Raw genomic sequence first — 19,297 nt, forward strand, 5'->3', positions numbered from 1 at the left:
TGCGCTATTTTTTGTGATCCTTTTGTTATCATCTTATTGCACCGAAGTAATTGGTATACATGCTCTTTTCGGTGCGTTTATGGCAGGCGTGATCATGCCTAGTAACCAGAGTTTCAGAAGTCTTTTCATTGAAAAAGTGGAAGATGTTTCCATGGTTTTGCTATTGCCACTCTTCTTTGTATTTACTGGGCTAAGAACACAAATCGGTCTGCTGAACGACCCCTATCTATGGCAGGTAACCGGTCTGATCATTCTGGCGGCTGTCACAGGGAAGTTCATCGGTAGTGCCGTAGCAGCACGTTTCGTGAACCAGTCGTGGCGTGACAGCCTTATTATTGGCTCATTGATGAATACAAGAGGCCTAATGGAGCTCGTCGTGCTCAACATTGGCTACGATATCGGCGTGCTTTCGCCAGAGATCTTTGCGATGATGGTCATTATGGCGCTCGCTACTACCTGCATGACTGGTCCGGCACTCGATCTTATCGACAAATTTTTACCCGCCAAGAAATGGGACGAACTGCGGGAAGCGGCCGAAGAGTCACGATTTGCGATTCTTATTGCGTTTGCAAGTCCCCAGGGCGGAAAAAAAATGCTTAGGCTTGCATATAACCTGATCCGCAAAGAATCGCCCGAACAGCACATTACAGCACTACATTTGTCCCCCAGCAGCTATCTCAATCAGGTCAATACCGAAGAGTATCAGTACGAAACGTTCAGACCGATCTCAGAAGAAGCGCAGAAGCTGGACCTGCCTTTTGAATCGCTGTTCAAGCCTTCTCAAAATATCGAGCACGATATCATTGAAACCGCCAATAGCGGGGATTATGATATGCTCATGATCGGTATCGGTCATACGGTTTTTGAAGGTACATTACTCGGCCGGATTCTTGGTTTTACCTCCAAAATAATCAGCCGAGAAAGGCTTTTTGACACCATCACCGGAAAGGAAAAGTTATTTCATTCCGACGTATTTGATGAAAGGACGACCCATATCATTAAATCAGTGAAGGTGCCGGTTGGTATTCTAATTGAGAAAAAACTTGAAAAAGTCGAAAACATTCTGGTGCCGCTTTTTTCGAAAGAAGATCAGTTCCTGCTACCATTCGCCCACAAATTGGCCATGACCGGTAACATCAACCTGACGATCATGGATCCCGGCCACAGCCTCGCCCAACAACCCGATTTGATGGAAACATTAAAATCAATTCAGGATATAGCACCCGAAAAAGTTACTTTTCACCACGAGAACGCATTAGAAAAAGATTTCCTGCAAGGAAAGGACCTGATGCTAATCAGTTTGGAGTGCTGGAAGAAAGCCGTTGAATCTCACAGCATTTGGCTGTCCTATTCGCCTTCGGTTTTGATTGTGCGTGGTTAATAGTCAAGAGACTTACCAAGTCTTCAAGACTTGGTAAGTCTTTTTTACCGGAATAAAAGTGTTTATTTTACATAAGCGACGTAGCATTCCAACTGTATGATAGCCTTCTTTAAGAATACCAGAATTTCAAGTTCCATTAATCCGCAGACGATCCTATTCTTCTTTCATAATTTCTTTATTAATGTCGGCACCACGCTGGTTTATGTTTCTGCTAACGTACTGCTCCTAGAAAACCACCCTGAGTATTCCTTACCGATCGCCTACATTGCCGCCGCGTTGTCGGTGATGGCGGCAGGAAAAATTTACGAGTATTTTGAACACCATTTGCTGCTGAAACGCCTCAGCCTCGGCACAATGTTCTCCTCGCTGTTCATGGTAGTAGTCGTTATGGTACTGCTTTGGCTGGGTCACGGTATCGCGACGGCCATCGCGGTCATGGTTGGTTACAGGATCATTTATCTGCTTATTAACCTGGAATTCTGGGGATTATCTGCTCTCGTTTTTGATGTAAGGCAAAGCAAAAGACTGTTCAGTGTGATCGGCTCGGGTGATATGCCTGCGAAAGCGCTGGGAGCGGTACTCGCCGTCCTCATCCACTCTCCTTCCGTGCTCATGATCCTGCTCATCATTTCACTGGTCTTTTTCGCGCTGGCTTTCTATACCCAAATTCTGACATTCCGATTTACAGAGATACCAAATCCACATCATGCGAGGCCACGTCAGGTGTCCGAGTCAGAATCCGCCATTATACAGAAGTACTTTGGCGGCAACAAGCTTCTTACCTCGTTGTGCCTCGGTATGGTGGCGATTGCGGCTGCGGCTACCTGGATCGAGTACCATTTTTTTGTAAATGTCAAATACAAATTTCACAGCCAGCATGATGTAATAACCTTTGTAGGAACTTTGTTGACAGCTACTTATGTCATTTCTACTTTTGTAAAACTGATATTTTCCGGCAAGACGGTGGAGCGTTTCGGCGTGAAGGTGACACTCTTTTTATTGCCTTTAACCACGATCTTCATTTCACTGGGCCTGCTGGTCTCATCCTATTTCAAAAAGGACGAACCATCCTTATTAGTGTATTATTGCGCTGCCTACCTGCTTTTTGAACTCGTTCGCAGGACGATTTTCGATCCGGTATTTCTGGTGCTTTTCCAACCATTGTCTACCAAAACCCGTTTAAAAGGGCACACATTGGCCAAAGGGCTTTTTGAGCCGCTGGGTATGCTCATAGCAGGTATATTGCTTTGGATTGTTTACACCCAACACCTGAGTAACATTAGCCTTACGTTCGACCTGTCGCTGCTTTTCGCGATCGCCGCACTGTTTATTTTCAAAAAAGCGTACGGCCATTACATTGAGGAGCTAAAAACCGCAATCAGTAAAAGATTTATTCGCAGCGGTCTCATGGCCTCACCTGCCGAAGCTTTACCGATCATTGCGGCAAACCTGAAAAGCGACCGAAAAGAGGAAGTCCTGAATGCGATAGACTGGCTTTCCAAAAACAAAATTTCTCTGTTCCTCAAGAACGTGGACCTGCTTTTACAAAACCCATTTACTCCTGTCCGTTTAAAGACATTACAAACGCTGGCAACCATGGAGAAGCCTGAACTTTCCGACACATTTCTCAAATACATTGAGGCCGAACCAGACACCGCCTGCCAGACATTAGCTGTGAGAATTGCGTGTTCTACTTCCCGATTGTCCGACGAGCAGCTTGCAAAATTCCTGGCGCACGAAGATCTGGATATCGTGACAGGCTCAATACTGGGCTGCTGGGAAGCCGGAAAAGCATTGCCGCTGATTCATGGCACATTGCGGAAATTGTTTACTTCCGACCGAGAAGATTACCAGCTGGCTGCATTGGATTGTGTAAAATTTACCGGTATTAATTCTTATGAAGACCTGGTCAAAAACTGTATTAAAACCGGTACGGAAAAGGTACGCAACTTTGCGTTGGAAGTAGCCGCGACAGTAGGATCTGCTTCGCTTTTGCGGGAATTGAAACCGTTATGGAGCGGGACATTATCCCGGTCAACAGTCACTGCATTGATCCATTCCGGAGACTCGGGGATCAGGATTGTGGAGGATTGGCTGCAACATGATCCGTCCGGTGATCGCATTAAAACGTTGATCAAAGTAGCGGAAAAAACCAAACACGAATTTATACTTCAAATACTTTTTGACCTAATTAAAAATATTTACCATCATAAACTTTTAATAAGTTCAGATAGTAACATTCATATTGCCCAAATCGATACTTTTAAACATGCTGCTGCCTTAAAAGCACTTACGAATTATTCACTAGTAGCTGATTATAAAGAGATTATATCTGAATTTGTTGAAAAAGAATTAATACACGCCTCGCAGCTGCTCAGTGGCATGGACGAAGATGAAGCCAATAAAGTATGGAATGATTCGCTGGAATATGAACTGGAACTGACCGGTCAGCGCCTGTTTTACCTTTTCATGATGCAATATGACAAAGATGCAGTTCAGAATGCATGGAAGGGAATCAAGCATGCCAGTAAGGAAAAAAGAGCCAATTCGCTGGAAATGATCGAGAGCCTTTTACCCCGGATGCTGTACCCTTCCCTGCACGCCATGTTTGAAGATATTACCATACAGAAAAAGCGTGACGCACTCCGCCAGTATACCGGCAGCCAGGACATCGGCCTGTCGCTTGTTCCTTATATACTGACACAAAAGGAACGATCATTCACACCCTGGACCATTGCATTGGCAGTGAAAAATGTGGGTACCGACGAGCAGGAAATCGCCTACCTCGAAAGCCTTGCCACGCACCCGTCCAAGCTGGTACGGGAAGCCGTTTACCAAAAATATACCGCGCTGGCACAAAATGCCGATCTCAAATTTACAATCAGAATACCCATGAAGCACGTCGAAACCACCCACCAGATTTCCGAAATGGAAAGGGTCATTGTCCTGAAAAATACGCAGCTGTTTTCCCAAACCCCGGAGAATGTGCTCAGCTCCATTGCGCCGATCATGAAGGAAGTGAATTACAGTGACGGCCAGGAGATTTTTGCAAAAGGCGATATTGGTGACTCCATGTACATCATTTACACGGGCCAGGTAGGAATTTATGATGGTAAAAAACAACTGGCGCTGTTTGATAAGGGAGAGATTTTCGGTGAACTGGCCCTGCTGGATACCGAGCCACGTTCTGCGACAACCGTAGCAGAAACCGATGCACTCGTATTCCGCATCGATCAGGAAGATTTCTTCGAACTCATGGAAGAAAGGGACGAGATCCTCCGCAATGTCCTGCGCATCCTATGCCAGCGCATACGTGTACAGAACGAGAAAATGCGGCTGGCGTAGCGCAATAGCGCAGCACGACTAACCCATTGCGGCTGCTGTAACGCGACTAGTGTGACGCGAGTGCTCTGAGGTTATCCAAATGTTGTTGCTTAGTAGCATCCCGCCATTTTTGGGCGGTTATTGTCCAGTACTGATGTGTTTCTAAAAAACGGATCTGTACCTGATTCCAGGCGGTCATGTCACTAACCATGCCCCGGACCTTTAATTCCTCATAAAGTGTTGCTGCTACCTCCTCGAAATCGTGCCTGCCTAGGTAGTCCAGGTCGGCGTCGCCAATGATCTTTTCGAGCTGCGTTCTCGGCTCCTGCGGAATCCTGGTAGCCATGATCATTCCGCAAACGATAGCAACCTGATTTTCACTAAAATCAAAATCAGGCAGCACGTTCCGGGCAATGGTACATCCTTCCAATTCATGCCCCTGGTAGGTGTGTAAAAAACCGCAGTCATGGAACAAAGCTGCGGTTTCAAGCAGCTGCAACGATTCTCGGTCCTTAATCCGTTCCGCCTCTGCAAGGCGCAAAGCCGCATTGGTAACATCCAGCGTGTGATGAAACCCGTGGTAGTATAGTGTCGGGTCGAGCCTTGCTCGCAGTTCTCCGGTAATGTATGATTTGATATATTCTACATCCATAGTTATTCCACTACTTCGTAAACCTTCACGGCCTCCGCTTTATTTTTGAGGCTGAATTCTCCGATCAGGTTACACTTAAAAGCTTCCTTAATGCCCGAATATGCCAGTTCCGTAACCACAACCTGGCCTGGCTGGGCAATGGATTGCAGGCGCTGAGCGACATTTACCACATCACCGATCACAGTATAGTCAAGCCGTTTCAGTGCAGCGGAGCCAATGTTGCCGGACACCATTTCGCCTGAATTAATGCCGATGGACACTTTGGGATAATAACCTGAGAGGTCGGACAACTGCTCTTTGAAGCTGTTAATATGGTTTCGCACGGCCAGCGACGATTCCACCGCACGATCAAGGTGATAGTCGCCACGAAAAACAGCCATGACAGCATCTCCCATAAACTTGTCCACTAATCCGCCCTGTGCGATAATCTCCTTCACCATCACATCAAAATACTTGTTGATCAGCCTAACAACTGTGTCTGCCGGCTCCTTTTCTGAAATAGAAGTAAAGCCGCACATATCCATGAATACAACGGTACCCTCGATGATTTCGCTTGTCATCAGCGACTTTTCAAAAGTGTCCTGCGTCATGAATTGCAGCACAGAAGAATCCACGTACATACGCAGAATATCATTCTCGCGCACTGCTTTGAGTGTTTCCTTCAACTGCGCCACGTAATGCAGCGTTTTCTCCATTGTTACTTCAAGATCCTTAAAATCAATGGGTTTGGTCAGGAAATCGAATGCGCCGCGGTTCATCGCTGTTCGAATGTTGTCCATATCCCCGTAGGCGGAAACGATCACGGATTTAAGTATCGGGCTCAATTCCCCAAGTCGGATGAGCAGAGTCAGGCCATCCATTTCGGGCATATTGATGTCGCTGAGCACCATATCCACATCGGGATTCCGGCTCAGCATATCCAGGGCCACTACCCCATTCTCTGCGAAAATAAATTCATATTCCTGTTCACGGATCTGTCTTCTGAATTTCTGTTTGATCAGCAGTTGAAGATCTGCCTCGTCATCCACGACCAGTATTTTGGCTTTCATAAAGTGTTCAGCAATTTCTCTTTCAGTTCAATAAAATTGACAGGTTTCGTCAGAAAATCGTCCGCTCCAAGCTGCATAGCCTGATCGTGATTTTCGCTGTCTCCATAAGCCGTGATCATCATGACCTGCGGCGGTGCCGACGGGAAGTCTTTTCGGATCGATTTTAGTAGTTCGATACCGCTCATTCCGGGCATATTAATGTCGGAGAGGATCATGACAACCTCGGAGGGATGTCCGGCGAGATAGTCCAGTGCCTGCTCCCCCGAAAATGCGAATGAAAATTCAAACTGACCATTGCGGATCTCTTTTCGAAATTTCTGTTCAAAAAGTGATTTAACATCTTCTTCGTCGTCAACTACCAATATTTTCATAAATCATTCACCGATAAAAAATCAAGAAATGGGCCACGGTTAATTCAGTGGAAAGATAAACATAATAAAATTTCGGACGGGACTATTCAGGCCACCACTAGCAGTATTACGTATTTCCAGTAGACTGATCCGAAATATAGCCGACGGGAATGGTGATTTTGAACTCTGTGCTTTCGCCGGGTACCGTTTGCACCTCCAACGACCCGCCATGTCCGTTGGTAATGATGTCGTAGCTCATCGAAAGTCCCAATCCTGTGCCCTGGCCGGTCGGTTTGGTAGTAAAAAATGGCTGAAAGATCTTCGCTTTCACATGATCAGGCATCCCGGTGCCATTGTCGGATACTCTGATGTATAATTTATTGGCAAATTTCTTAGTACTGATCTTCACCTCTGGCTTATAATCATTTGCAGTACCAGCCTCAGTCAGCTGCCGTTTTTTCTCCGCCACCGCGTAAAAAGCATTCGTGAAAAGATTCAAAAACACCCTTCCCAGGTCCTGCGGCAGCACATTCACTTTTCCGATGCTGGTATCAAAGTCTGTGACCAATGCGGCATTGAACTCCTTATCCTTGGCACGCAGGCCATGATAGGCCAGCCGCATATATTCATCCGCGAGCGCATTGATCTCCACAGGTTCCTTCTCTCCCGAAGAAACCCTGGAGTGCTGTAGCATTCCTTTCACGATAGAATCCGCACGTTTACCGTGGTGCGTGATCTTCTGCTGATTCTGGCTCAGATCACCGATAATCTCCTTAATGTACTCCTTATCCGAGTCAGAAATGGACGTTTTATCAATTTCTTCTTCCAGTTCCTGGCAAAGCTCTACCGACACCTCCGAAAAGTTATTGACAAAGTTGAGCGGGTTCTGGATCTCATGGGCGATGCCGGCTGTCAACTCTCCAAGGGAAGCCATTTTCTCGCTCTGTATGAGCTGATTCTGAGTCGCTTTCAACTCCTCAATGGTCTTTTGCAATTCTTCTTTTTGCTGCAAAAGCTCATGCGTACGCTCATTCACGAGATATTCCAACGATTCCTTTTGCTCCTTGGCTTCTTGTTCTTCTCTGAATCGTTCTTCACGCTCCTTGATGAGCACTTTTTGTTGTTTACGGGCGTATAGCCAGATTACGAAGCAAAGCACAAATGCGAATGCCTGTCCAATTTCGAAGAACTCTTTATATTCTTTATAAAACTTAGGTAAAACTGTCTCTACGAATTCCGAGATCACCGAAATAACGATAAATGGGATCACCGACTGGATCATAGACCTGATCGGCTGGAAGGCTTCATTTTGATAAAAAATCCGCATCAAAACCACCAGAAAAATAACCCAGAACCAGCCAAACCACGACGGAGTATCTGACACATAATAGGTGGCGATCAGCGCAATACTGGCATATCTCGCAAAGATGAGTTGTTTATCCCATTGAGGAAGCTGCGTGGCCGTCTGCAAGGAGGTACGAACATACTGGATCAGGAAAAATGATACTATAAAATAATCCATGCAGGTGGTGTAATGCTATTTTCTTCTATTGATGATAAACCGTATTCTTTCAGCAAAGTAATTATTTTCCTTTAAATAATCATTTCACACGGCGCAATGCGCCAAACGGTGTCACTCTAATTTATTTCTAACCGTTTTTTAATCTAATTATAAAACAGTTTTAATACCATTTTTAGCACTGCGACGAACCTTTGCCGGCAAGTAATCTAAACGAAGAGATCATGTCGTTCAAAGTAGTAAAACCGGTACTGATAGCCATGCTGACCTGGTGGTACGCGCCCGGTAAAGCACAAACGGTGTATACCTTACAGCAGGCGCTTCAAACAGCGAAATCCAATAATCCTATTTTAAAAAGGGAACAATTTAATGTGGGCATTTCACAGGCAGACATTACCACCGCTCAGCTGCGGCCCAATCCAATACTGAATAACCAGTCGCTGCAACTGGTACAGCCCTCCCGTTTCCCCGAAAATGCTTCCTGGTACAATGGTGCTAACCGGCAGGTTTGGTGGCAGGTCACCAAGCCATTTCAGCTGCCTGTACAGCGTCAGAATAAAATAAATTTCGCTGAACAAAATGTCAGGCTTACCGAAAAGCGATATGCCGACACAGAAAGACATCTGTTTCAGACCGTTGCGCAAAAATGGCTCGACGTGTGGACTGCCCGCAAACAACTTGATTTACTGGGTACCGCGAAGAGTAACATCGACTCTTTGGCCAATATTAACCGCCTGAGATTGAAAAATCAGGTGATCACGACTACCGATCTGTCCCGTACCGAACTTCTCGCCAATCAGTATGACATTCAACTGAAAACCGCGCGTCAGAACTTTCAGAATGAGATCATCAACCTCAAATACCTGATGGGTACTGCCGACTCGGTACAGATCGATACAACTGATCAGTTTGCATTCACATTTCCCTCGCAAATGGACGCCATCGTGCAGGAAGCGTTGCAGAACCGTACCGATATACAAGCCATTAAATCGACGATGGACGTGGCGGACGCGAACATAAAACTGCAAAAATCGAATGCATTGCCGACGCCTGAACTGGGACTGATCTTTAACCCACAAAATAAGGTCAACTACATGGGTGTATACGGTACCATCGAAATCCCTGTTTTTTCAAGGAACCAGGGTGAAATACGGAAGTCCCAGATTGTGAAGCAACAAGCTGAGCAGGACCTACGGGCAACGGAAACCCAGATTCAGACGGAAATTTTGACCGCTTATAAAAGTTATCAAACCCAAAAACGGAACGTACAGAATTTCAATCAGTTACTAACTCAATCTCAGACCATTTTGAACAGTGTTAAATATTCTTACTTGCGTGGCGGAACGACAATCATCGATTTTCTGGAAGCCCAACGAAGCTGGCTAGATACCCAGCAGCAGTATTACGACCTGCTGCAACAGTATCGCCAAAGCTACATCGACCTACTTAATGCCTCAGGAATGATCAATCAAATCGCTCAATAACCATGAAAAACATACTCGTTTGCAGCTGCCTTTTTATCGTAATGATGGCCGCCTGCAAAAGCAAGGAAACCAAAAATGTAGTGCAGGAAGACACTACCCCGGCCGTAAATGGTAACGGAACCAGGATCACATTCCCAAAAGCAGAAAGTACTCATTTTTTCCAGACAGAACGCATTTCCAGTACCGCATTAATGGCGGACATTGCGGCTCCCGCCAAAGTATCGGCCACCGTAATCCGCTCAGAAGAAGGCGCTTCCGGAAATATCGTATTGTTTGATAATCCGGAACTGTCGGGCAACTACACCCAACTTTTACAGCATCTGACGATGATCAACCAGATCCAGAACATCAACATCAGACAGAGAAAAACAGAACTTTCCAGGTTGAAAGATTTACAGGAACACGGCGCTGCTACCGGCAAAGACCTCCTGGAATCGCAAACCGCATTGTCCATGGAAGAAACCAACCTGATCAATGAACGCTCAGCCATAATTGAACATGAAACAAAGCTGAAAGCAGGCGGATTCGAGCCACGTGAGCTACGCAGTGCCCCTGCCGGAACGGCCTACGTGATCTGCGATATTCCTGAAAGTGAGATCAATAAGGTGAAAAAAGGAAGCCAATGTACCATTCAGTTTACTGCATTTCCAAACGAGAACTTCTCGGGCAGGATCGACGATATCGCTGATATGGTGGATCAGACTACACGAATGATCAAACTTAGGGTGACGGTCAACAATGCTACTGGCAAATTGAAAGCGGGAATGTTCGGTACCGTTGGTTTCGGATTGAGCGAAGGCAAAAACCTGAGCATTAACAAAGATGCGCTGATCACCATTCAGGGCAAGAATTATGTATTCGTCAAAACCGGCACCAATGGTTTTGAGCGCCGCGAAGTAAGTGTGGGAGACCAGATCGGCGACCGGATTATTGCCTACAATGGGCTGAAAAACGGAGATGATGTGGTTACCAAAGGGGTTATGCAATTGAAAGGACTATCATTCGGCTATTAAATTAAAAAGCCATGCTACAAGCACAAATATTCATTGGCTCTGACCATTGGAAAGGCGAAGTGCCTCTTTACGAGCACATTCTGCAATTTTTGGTCAGGCAAAAAGTAATGGGCGCAACCGTTTATCGCGGCAGATTGGGTTTCGATGGCAAGCATTTAAGTCGTCCCAATGATCTGTTCAGTTTCGATGAAACGCCCATGGTCATTGCATTCATTGACGAGGAAGAAAAAGTAAAAACTGCCCTCACCAGGCTCCGCAAGGAAATGAAGAGCGGTTTTATAGTTACCAACCATGTAGACCTGTGGAATTAAAATGATTAAGAACCTGCTTTTTTTCAGCTTGCGCAACCGGTGGGTTGTGATAGCGATCAGTTTTGTGCTGATGGGCGTTGGGTACTGGTGTTTTACCCAACTCAAAATAGAGGCTTATCCCGATATCGCGGATACCAATGTGATCGTAATTGCCCAATATCCAGGCAGGGCTGCCGAGGAAGTGGAGCAACAAGTTACCGTGCCCATTGAAAGGGCTTTGCAAAACACGCCTAATGTATTGGACAGAAGGAGCCGCACCATTTTCGGATTATCGGTGGTACAGCTTACATTCAAAGACGGAACGGACGATTACTTTGCCCGTCAGCAAGTGAATGAACGTCTGGCCTCCGCAGAGTTACCGGACGGCGTCGCCCCAGAGCTGGCCCCGTTGTCGACAGCAGTAGGTGAAATATTACGTTATGTGGTGGAAGCACCGGCCAGTTACAGTCCGACGCAGCTGCGTGATTTGCAGGATTGGGTAATCAAGCCTGCGCTGCTGCAAGTACCCGGAATTGCGGATGTGACCACTTTTGGCGGTCCATTGAAACAATTCCACATCATTACTTCTCCCGAAAAACTAGTCAAATACGGCCTATCGTTGCAAAATGTAATGGATGCCATTCACGTCAACAATCAAAATACGGGTGGTAATGTGATCTCGCGCGGTGGCCAGGGATTTGCGATCCGCGGATTGGGCGCCATTAAAAATGAGCAAGACATTCAGAATATCGTTTTGAAATCCGAGAATGGTGTGCCGGTATTTGTCCGCGACGTGGCTACGGTCGAAATCACACCTCCGCCTCCAAGCGGGGTGATGGGTTATACCATTACACAGGATAAAGTGGATGTCAGCAGCGGCGTGGAAGGGATTATTCTGCTGCGCAGATACGAAAACCCCAGTGAAGTACTCAAAGTATTAAAAGAAAGAATGGCCGATCTGGAAACCAGCGAACTTCCTGAGGGCGTTCACTTACGACCGTTATACGACCGCAGCTTCCTGATCGACCATTCCCTGGAAACCGTGGCGCATACGCTATTTGAAGGCGTATCAATCGTGGTGATACTGCTAATTTTCTTTCTGGGAAGTGTTAGAAGCGCGCTGGTGGTGGCATTGACCATTCCATTCTCCTTACTCTTTGCGTTTATATTAATGCGTTTGAGCGGCATTCCGGCGAATTTGCTGTCATTAGGTGCCATTGACTTCGGTATCATTGTGGACGGAGCATGTGTGATGGCCGAGCATTTGATCCGAAAATACCGCACTGCTACGGTCGAAGAAAAGCAGCAGGGGATTGTGAAGATTACGTTGCTTTCGGCGCAGGAAGTAGGCAGGGAAATATTCTTTTCGGTCACGATCATTATACTGGCATACATGCCTATTTTGCTCATGACCCGTGTGGAAGGTAAACTCTTCTCTCCCATGGCTTTAACATTAGCATTTGCGGTGATTGGCTCTATGCTGGCTGCGCTTACATTCATACCGGTACTAATTTCTTTCGCATACAAAAAAGCACTTTCCGACCCGGAAAAACCGATGAAGGAGCATAAGAATTTCGTACTGGATTTCATGACGAATTCTTATTCCAAATCGTTAGCCCGGTTTTTGAAACATTATAAAACCACAGTCCTTGTCGGGTTTAGTCTGGTGACCATTCTCGTGTTGTTTGGATTGAAACTGGGAACCGAGTTTCTGCCGACACTGGACGAAGGTTCTATTTTTCTTCGAGGCAATTTTCCCTCGGGTATTACCATTCAGGAAAATGCCAGCTATGCGCCCAAAATCCGTAAAATCATTGCCAAATATCCTCAAATCGCCTTTGTAATCACGCAAACCGGCCGAAATGACGATGGTACTGACCCATTCCCAGCGAACAGAAATGAAATACTGGTGGGGTTGAAAGACTATGATCTTTGGAGTAAAACCATTACGAAAAAAGAGCTTGTTGAAAAAATCAAACACGATCTTCAAATGCAGCTTCCAGCGGTTTCATTTTCATCCGGCCAGCCGATCATTGACCAGGTAATGGAAATCGTGACCGGTAGTGCAGCCGATCTGGCCGTATCCGTGGTAGGCGATGATCTCACCATGATGCGTCAAAAGGCAGAAGCAATTGCAAAAATCGTGAAAAGTACACCCGGTGCCGACAATGTAAATATTGAGCAGGAAGGTCCACAGGAACAGCTGGCTATCAACATTAACCGCGAAGCGGCGGCCCGTTTTGGGATCAATGTCGCTGACATTCAGAACATGATCGAAGCGGCTATCGGTGGAAAAACCATCTCCACATTGTACGATGGCACCAAACGTTATGACATTGTGATCCGCTTTTTGCCTAAATACCGGAACTCGATCGATGCCATTAAAAATGTACAGGTGCCCTCTCTCACAGGTGCGCTGGTACCTATGAGCCAGCTCGCAGACATTCACTTTATGGAAGGCCAGACCAATATTTACCGGTACGGCAGCAAACGAATGGTGACCGTGCGTACCAACATTAAGGGACGTGATCAGGGCGGTTTCGTGGCAGAATTGCAGAAAAAATTGAATGCGCAGGTGCACGTTCCAAAAGGTTACAGCATCATTTACGGTGGTCAGTACGAAAACCTGGAACGTGCAGGCAAGCAACTCGCATTCACCATTCCGCTGACGATCGTGATGGTGTTCCTTTTTCTTTTTATGCTTTTCAAAAACCTGTCGCATACGATGGTGACAATCAGCTGCATTCTTTTTGCGCTGGGTGGTGGAATCGTGGCGCTGCTGATGAGGGGTTACTATTTCAATGTTTCTGCCGGCGTTGGCTTTGTGAGCATATTCGGTATTTCGGTCATGGCTGGGGTTTTGCTCGTTTCGGCACTGAACCGGGCGATGCTGGACCAGGAAAATAATACGGAAGAGCGCGTCCTGGAAGCTTCCACCGAACAGCTGCGTGCATTGCTGTCGATCCTGATCGTAGCCATTATCGGTCTGGTTCCGGCCGCCATTTCAACAGGGATAGGTTCGGATGTACAGCGTCCGCTGGCCACGGTGATCATCGGCGGACTAACCAGTACCCTGCTCTTCGCTCCTATCCTGCTTCCCCCCTTGTTCTTATGGACTGAAAAAACGCGCAAACCGAAGAAAACAGAGGAAGTACTGGAATTGTAATTCGTACCGGAAAAAGGATATTTTTGTGCAGCTGGGTCGAGACGAGAGCTTGCGCATAAGAAGCATTAATATATAAAACAGAGAAGCCGGAGTCATGTCATTGACTCCGGCTTCTCTGTTTTCTAAGGCATTCAGAATGATTACCTTTTAATAAGAAAAGGCATGTATAACTGCTAATTTTTAATTAAATTTCCTCTGCATATCACTTTCTGCTTTTGCCCGATTACAAACCGTTTTTAGCTATACACTTTAACATGAATCTATGATGAAACTGCTACCCGCACTTCTGTTTCTTTCCATTTCGCATGCGCTGTTTGGCCAAAGCGCCACCGATACGATCGCCGGTGAGTATCATCTGCAAGGTGTTATGGAAACGGCCTCGGCCATTCTTCTTAAACCTGATCATACCTTTGAAATTTTCTTTTCGTACGGTGCAATGGACCGGCAGGGAACCGGGAAATGGGTACTGGATCAGGGTAAGGTCGTTCTTAACAGCCGCATCAGACCGGAGGCTGACTTTTCTCTGGTCAGCAGTAAAATGGAGGCCGACAGTTTCACGACCGTCAAAATAATGGATCAGAATACTCAGATACTGCCTCATTTCGAAGCCTTGCTTAAAACAAAAGATGGTGAAAAATACGGTAAAATGAATCAGGAAGGCATTTACCAGATTCCAAAAACCAAAACGAGCGCCATTGAACTCTTTTTCAACTTCGCGCCGGAAAGGTACTCTTCATTCCCAGTCAAAACCGACGATAACTATTTCGAGTTTAAAATAGAACCCTGGATCGTCGAAATTTTTGTGGAGAATGTAGCTTTGTCAGTCAGCGCGGATGGCCTCACCGGCGAGCATCCGTTGCTAAAAGGCAATGCTTTTTCCTATGTCAAAATGAAGTAACAGCCTTTATTATACATATTGACGGTCAGCGACGGTTTCAATGTCGCCGACTTCCAATATTTTTTTATCATAACCGTACTTCGTCACATTGATCATCGCCTGCCCCAGCTCGCTGAGCAATGTACCGGTTTTTGGAAAAAGCTTTTTGAGAAGTGGATAAACCCAACCAATGTACTTATATAATGTCAATACATTTTTCAAACCAGGTGTCGGGTGAAGATATCCCGGTCTGAATGCAAATACCTGAGCAAAAGGCAGTTTCATCAGATCATTCTCTGTTTTTCCTTTCACTCTGGCCCACATCGAGCTTCCTTTTTCAGTGCTGTCAGTGCCTGCGCCGGACACGTAGCAGAATGTCATATCAGGATTTTGCTTGCTCAGAACTCCCGCGACATGCATGGTCAGCGTGTAGGTCATCTTGGTATACTCAGGCTCCTTCATCCCAACAGAAGATACGCCCAGACAGAAATAGCAGGCATTATAGCCCGATAACTGACTTTCAATGGGCGAAAGGTCGAAAAAATCAGGGTGAATGATTTCTTTGAGTTTGGGATGCATGATGCCCGATGGCTTTCTGTTGATGATCAGGACCGATTCTACGTCAGGATGTTGCAGACATTCGTGCAGTACGCCTTCCCCTACCATACCCGTCACCCCCGTGACAATCGCCTTAATTTTAACGTTGAGAGCCATTTTCATGTCTGTTTTAATGCTTATGCTATTTACGCATTTTCAGTTTCAAAGCCAGTAGAAACGCTCAGATCCTTCCATCTCTCCAAATCGCGCTGTACAGCCTGAATTTTGGCATTTGCCAGATCAAATGCATCCTGTCCCAGGAACAGGTTGAATGGAGGATTTGCTTCCAATGCGATCTGAATCAATGCGTCAGCCGCTTTTTCAGGATCACCGGCCTGTGCTCCATTGATGTCTTCCTGATGCGCCCGCTGAACTTCCCGAACCTCCTTATACTCAGCAATTTCATTTTTGGGAACGCCCAATGAGCCGGATGAGAGGAAACTGGTGCGGAAGTAACCGGGCTGTACGACGGTTACTTTGATGCCAAATGGCTTCACTTCTGCCGCCAGCGATTCAGAAAAACCGACTACTGCGAACTTGGTAGCACAGTAAATCGCAAAACCCGGAAAATCTCCGTAAAAACCGCCGATGGAGGAAATGTTGAAAATGTGGCCCGACTGCTGCGCCCGCAGGTAAGGCAATGCCTTGCGTATAACATTGAGCGAACCGAACACATTAATGTCGAAATTATCACGTGTTTCCTTGTCCGTCAATTCTTCGATACTGCCTGTGAGGCCGTAGCCAGCATTGTTGACAATGATATCTACCTGTCCGAAAGTAGCTACCGTTTTTTCGATTGCATCCTGCACGCTTGCCTCGCTTTTGAGATCAGCAGCGAGCGGTAAAAATAATTCATTGTTTGTTCCGACTGCTTGTTTCAGATCGTCGATATTTCTGGAAGTAGCAGCAACTTGCATACCGTTCGCCAGTAATTTTTGAACCAATGTAAGTCCCAGGCCTTTAGAAGCACCTGTAACAAACCATACTTTCTTGTTTTCCATTTTTTTGTTTGATTAATTAACAAAACAAAATTAGGTGACAAGCGAATGAAGATTATTGCGGGGTTCAAACAGATACTTGCGAAATTCAAACAATCCGGTACGAACCTGGTGTTTGACTGGTCTGTTTCTTGAAAAAATTGTTGAAATGGGCCGGTTCTTCAAAACCCAGACTGTAACTGATTTCTGAAATATTCCAGTTAGTATGTCTCAGTAACGCAATCGCCTCATTGGCAATCCGTTCCGAAATGTGCGTAGTTGTGGTCTTACCGGTGGTTTCGCGGATCGCGCGGTTCAGGTGGTTGACGTGTACCGAAAGCTGTTCAGCAAAATCATTGGCTGATCGTAAACTGAAACGCTGAGAGGGTGATTCAATGGGAAACTGACGCTCCAATAATTCAGTAAAAACCGAAGTAATGCGCGAGTTGGCGTTAGGATGCTGATACAATGACTCCGATGGCTGCATTTTCAATGCACTATGGATCAGCTCCGTCACATAGTTTCTGATCAGATCGTATTTGTAGGGATAATCGGACTCGATTTCTTCCAGCATTTTTTCAAAAATGCTGCTCAGGTTCTCATCCTGGGTCTCGGAAAGAATGTAGGCAGGCTTTCCACCTGCCGCAAACATCGGCAGATCACTCACATTCCCACGCATTTTTTCAACAAAAAAACCTTCTTTGAAAATGCAGAAATAGCCACTCCCTACGCCACAGCCAGATTCCCAGGTGTAGGGAACCTGCGGGTTAAAGAACATCAATGTCGAACCGTCCACTTCAAGGCTCTTGTCGGCATAATGATAAATGTTCTTTCCTCTGATCAGCGCGATTTTATAGAAATCCCGACGTGTATATTTGATCGGCACGGCATTGGGCCCGACCACATTTTCCATATTGAAAACATTGAAATGACCCATGTCCTGTTGCAGGTTGTCTGGTAGCCAGTTCAGCTTGTGCCGGTAAAATTCTTCAAGTGTTTCAGTTGCAGCCATAAAACAAAGTTACGAAATTCAAACAGACAATGTGAGCAGCAGTTTGAAATAATGCTTTTTGCAGGTTATGGTAATGCCGTTCTGTTTTTATCTGTTAAATGTGCGAGTCCGAGAACAATGACTTGCAATACAGCGAAGGAAACGAAAAGTACAGGAATGGAATCTTCCGGCGGCGGGCCAAACATGTTGTAAAGATTCGCTGTTACAAAGAATGCAACCAGGCTCCACAATCCCCATTTGCCTTTGCTATTCAATGCTTTGGTACTGGTAGCATAGATGTAAACACCTGCAAAAAACAGAATACCTTCTACCAAAAGTGTGAGACTGAGGGAATTCCAAAGCCCTAACCCTACTTTCGTGTCTCCAAAAAGCGTTAATGGCAAGTCGGCGGTGTGCACTACGAAATCAAGAAACCAATGGCTCAGTACTGCCAACCCTACTATTAATGCGCTTCTGCTGTCTTTTTTGAAAAACCAATATACTACCCCCGCAACCATTCCCCACACCACCCCCATCATGAGGCTATGTGTGAAAGGATAATGAACAAATTCAAAAGGTGTTACTTCGGTGAAACCAGGATGTATTTTGACCTGCTCCACATTGAACAGCAGCAAAAACGGCCAGAGAATATCCACAAATTCGACGGCAACAAAAAGGGTTAACAACGAAACCCGGGGAGCTACTTTTTTCACTCCGAATGCTAAACCATAGTGACCTAAAAACATATAAAAGCTGGTTGATTAATGACTCTGTAAAAGTATCACCCACGTTTTCAAAGCCACTTGACCTAGATCAAGAAAATCAGATCAGCTGTTTCCGGCGTATCCGGCTGATAGTTTCGGGCGTCATACCGAGCATGGAAGCAATGTACTGCAGCGGCACCTGATTGAACAGCTCGCGATTAGAATCAAACAGAATGTTGTAACGCTGCTCGGCAGTCATAGACAGGAAAGAAAAAACGCGGTCTTCTAGTGTGCAGAAGCAATGCGCTATGAACAGCTTTTCAGTAACCGGCCATTTGGGAACATAATCCCCCAGCCTGTCGTAGTCCGATTTTTCAATGGTATATAAGGTAGTGTCCGCCAGCGCCTGAATGTTCCAGCGCGAAGGTTTGCCAAATACCAGGCTGGCCAGGTCGCTAATAAAGTATCCTTTGGTGGAAATCCATTGGGTAACCTCCCTGTCTTCCAGGTGAACAAAGACCCGCAGCATTCCAGACTGTATAAAACTCAGTTTGTTGCAGGCCTTGCCGGTTTTCAGGTAGTACTCCCCCTTTTTGACGATTTCTGGTTTGAAAAAAGACGCCACCCTGGTCAGATCGGTCTGGTCAAATTCAAAATACGTTTGCAGGTATTGTTCGAGTTCTGTCATGGTGTTTGGGAATGATCAAAGATATGTCCTATTCATGTTTCGGCAAAACTAAATGGTGCATGGACGGTGACGGGACGGTCATTTCCGTACAAAAAGTGTTCGATTATGGACAACCGCAGAAACCCGACTCGCTTTAAACGCCTGATAAGACATATTTTAGTAATTTGGCATATATTTTATACAAAGAACTATGTTATACCATGTACCGTTTATTAGCCATGAAACTTTATTCAAT

Annotated in this window: 16 protein-coding genes; 7 read left to right on the forward strand and 9 right to left on the reverse strand. The window is 45.8% G+C overall.

Going from position 1 to position 19,297, the window contains the following annotated elements; genetic code table 11:
* On the forward strand, nt 1–1,381 hold a 1,381-nt coding region (locus ABIO93_RS15860), incomplete at its 5' end, for a cation:proton antiporter (protein ID WP_348069340.1).
* A gap of 96 nt (nt 1,382–1,477) precedes the next feature.
* Complete coding sequence (locus tag ABIO93_RS15865; protein ID WP_348069342.1) at nt 1,478–4,726, forward strand: cyclic nucleotide-binding domain-containing protein; 3,249 nt, start codon at nt 1,478–1,480, stop codon at nt 4,724–4,726.
* A gap of 46 nt (nt 4,727–4,772) precedes the next feature.
* On the opposite strand, the gene ABIO93_RS15870 is transcribed toward ABIO93_RS15865, so the two are convergent.
* From ABIO93_RS15870 to ABIO93_RS15885, 4 genes are all read right to left on the reverse strand, one after another.
* On the reverse strand, nt 4,773–5,357 hold the full coding sequence (locus ABIO93_RS15870; protein WP_348069344.1) for an HD domain-containing protein: 585 nt from the start codon (nt 5,355–5,357) through the stop codon (nt 4,773–4,775).
* 2 nt (nt 5,358–5,359) lie between these two features.
* On the reverse strand, nt 5,360–6,406 hold the full coding sequence (locus tag ABIO93_RS15875) for an adenylate/guanylate cyclase domain-containing protein (protein ID WP_348069345.1): 1,047 nt from the start codon (nt 6,404–6,406) through the stop codon (nt 5,360–5,362).
* Nucleotides 6,403–6,777: a response regulator gene (locus ABIO93_RS15880; RefSeq protein WP_348069347.1), complete on the reverse strand. Its 375-nt coding sequence runs from the start codon at nt 6,775–6,777 to the stop codon at nt 6,403–6,405. Before ABIO93_RS15880 ends, ABIO93_RS15875 begins: the two co-directional genes overlap by 4 nt.
* 106 nt (nt 6,778–6,883) lie before the next feature.
* Entirely contained in the window at nt 6,884–8,278 is a 1,395-nt protein-coding gene (locus ABIO93_RS15885) for an ATP-binding protein (RefSeq protein WP_348069349.1), read from the reverse strand.
* Nucleotides 8,279–8,499: 221 nt separating this feature from the next.
* On the opposite strand from ABIO93_RS15885, the gene ABIO93_RS15890 reads away from it, so the two are divergent.
* From ABIO93_RS15890 to ABIO93_RS15910, 5 genes are all read left to right on the forward strand, one after another.
* Nucleotides 8,500–9,759 (forward strand): TolC family protein, encoded by a 1,260-nt coding sequence (locus tag ABIO93_RS15890; RefSeq protein ID WP_348069350.1) that lies wholly within the window; start codon nt 8,500–8,502, stop codon nt 9,757–9,759.
* 2 nt (nt 9,760–9,761) lie between these two features.
* The gene (locus ABIO93_RS15895; protein ID WP_348069352.1) at nt 9,762–10,772 is read left to right on the forward strand and encodes an efflux RND transporter periplasmic adaptor subunit; all 1,011 of its coding nucleotides are present in this window, start codon (nt 9,762–9,764) and stop codon (nt 10,770–10,772) included.
* An 11-nt stretch (nt 10,773–10,783) separates the two neighbouring features.
* Nucleotides 10,784–11,083: a DUF190 domain-containing protein gene (locus ABIO93_RS15900; RefSeq protein WP_348069354.1), complete on the forward strand. Its 300-nt coding sequence runs from the start codon at nt 10,784–10,786 to the stop codon at nt 11,081–11,083.
* A 1-nt stretch (nt 11,084) separates the two neighbouring features.
* Nucleotides 11,085–14,228, forward strand: coding sequence for a CusA/CzcA family heavy metal efflux RND transporter (locus ABIO93_RS15905; protein ID WP_348069355.1), 3,144 nt, complete (start codon nt 11,085–11,087; stop codon nt 14,226–14,228).
* A gap of 262 nt (nt 14,229–14,490) precedes the next feature.
* Nucleotides 14,491–15,126 (forward strand): hypothetical protein, encoded by a 636-nt coding sequence (locus ABIO93_RS15910; RefSeq protein WP_348069357.1) that lies wholly within the window; start codon nt 14,491–14,493, stop codon nt 15,124–15,126.
* A gap of 9 nt (nt 15,127–15,135) precedes the next feature.
* On the opposite strand, the gene ABIO93_RS15915 is transcribed toward ABIO93_RS15910, so the two are convergent.
* From ABIO93_RS15915 to ABIO93_RS15935, 5 genes are all read right to left on the reverse strand, one after another.
* Nucleotides 15,136–15,819: an NAD-dependent epimerase/dehydratase family protein gene (locus ABIO93_RS15915; RefSeq protein WP_348069359.1), complete on the reverse strand. Its 684-nt coding sequence runs from the start codon at nt 15,817–15,819 to the stop codon at nt 15,136–15,138.
* A gap of 29 nt (nt 15,820–15,848) precedes the next feature.
* Nucleotides 15,849–16,703 carry an oxidoreductase gene (locus ABIO93_RS15920; protein WP_348069360.1) on the reverse strand — a complete coding sequence of 285 codons (855 nt, stop codon included), beginning with the start codon at nt 16,701–16,703 and terminating at the stop codon, nt 15,849–15,851.
* An 85-nt stretch (nt 16,704–16,788) separates the two neighbouring features.
* Nucleotides 16,789–17,691 carry an AraC family transcriptional regulator gene (locus ABIO93_RS15925; RefSeq protein ID WP_348069362.1) on the reverse strand — a complete coding sequence of 301 codons (903 nt, stop codon included), beginning with the start codon at nt 17,689–17,691 and terminating at the stop codon, nt 16,789–16,791.
* 65 nt (nt 17,692–17,756) lie between these two features.
* Nucleotides 17,757–18,416, reverse strand: a complete 660-nt coding sequence (locus ABIO93_RS15930) for a hypothetical protein (RefSeq protein ID WP_348069364.1) — start codon at nt 18,414–18,416, stop codon at nt 17,757–17,759.
* Nucleotides 18,417–18,492: 76 nt separating this feature from the next.
* Nucleotides 18,493–19,062, reverse strand: coding sequence for a Crp/Fnr family transcriptional regulator (locus ABIO93_RS15935; protein WP_348069365.1), 570 nt, complete (start codon nt 19,060–19,062; stop codon nt 18,493–18,495).
* Between the last annotated feature and the right edge of the window lie 235 nt (nt 19,063–19,297).

The organism is Dyadobacter sp., from assembly GCF_039919315.1.
Classification (GTDB): Bacteria; Bacteroidota; Bacteroidia; order Cytophagales; family Spirosomataceae; genus Dyadobacter.

Bases quoted from the DNA above. Each gene is read 5' to 3' on its own strand.
- ABIO93_RS15865 (WP_348069342.1), top strand. From the start codon at position 1,478: ATGATAGCCTTCTTTAAGAATACCAGAATTTCAAGTTCCATTAATCCG.
- ABIO93_RS15870 (WP_348069344.1), bottom strand. From the start codon at position 5,357: ATGGATGTAGAATATATCAAATCATACATTACCGGAGAACTGCGAGCA.
- ABIO93_RS15875 (WP_348069345.1), bottom strand. From the start codon at position 6,406: ATGAAAGCCAAAATACTGGTCGTGGATGACGAGGCAGATCTTCAACTG.
- ABIO93_RS15880 (WP_348069347.1), bottom strand. From the start codon at position 6,777: ATGAAAATATTGGTAGTTGACGACGAAGAAGATGTTAAATCACTTTTT.
- ABIO93_RS15885 (WP_348069349.1), bottom strand. From the start codon at position 8,278: ATGGATTATTTTATAGTATCATTTTTCCTGATCCAGTATGTTCGTACC.
- ABIO93_RS15890 (WP_348069350.1), top strand. From the start codon at position 8,500: ATGTCGTTCAAAGTAGTAAAACCGGTACTGATAGCCATGCTGACCTGG.
- ABIO93_RS15895 (WP_348069352.1), top strand. From the start codon at position 9,762: ATGAAAAACATACTCGTTTGCAGCTGCCTTTTTATCGTAATGATGGCC.
- ABIO93_RS15900 (WP_348069354.1), top strand. From the start codon at position 10,784: ATGCTACAAGCACAAATATTCATTGGCTCTGACCATTGGAAAGGCGAA.
- ABIO93_RS15905 (WP_348069355.1), top strand. From the start codon at position 11,085: ATGATTAAGAACCTGCTTTTTTTCAGCTTGCGCAACCGGTGGGTTGTG.
- ABIO93_RS15910 (WP_348069357.1), top strand. From the start codon at position 14,491: ATGATGAAACTGCTACCCGCACTTCTGTTTCTTTCCATTTCGCATGCG.
- ABIO93_RS15915 (WP_348069359.1), bottom strand. From the start codon at position 15,819: ATGGCTCTCAACGTTAAAATTAAGGCGATTGTCACGGGGGTGACGGGT.
- ABIO93_RS15920 (WP_348069360.1), bottom strand. From the start codon at position 16,703: ATGGAAAACAAGAAAGTATGGTTTGTTACAGGTGCTTCTAAAGGCCTG.
- ABIO93_RS15925 (WP_348069362.1), bottom strand. From the start codon at position 17,691: ATGGCTGCAACTGAAACACTTGAAGAATTTTACCGGCACAAGCTGAAC.
- ABIO93_RS15930 (WP_348069364.1), bottom strand. From the start codon at position 18,416: ATGTTTTTAGGTCACTATGGTTTAGCATTCGGAGTGAAAAAAGTAGCT.
- ABIO93_RS15935 (WP_348069365.1), bottom strand. From the start codon at position 19,062: ATGACAGAACTCGAACAATACCTGCAAACGTATTTTGAATTTGACCAG.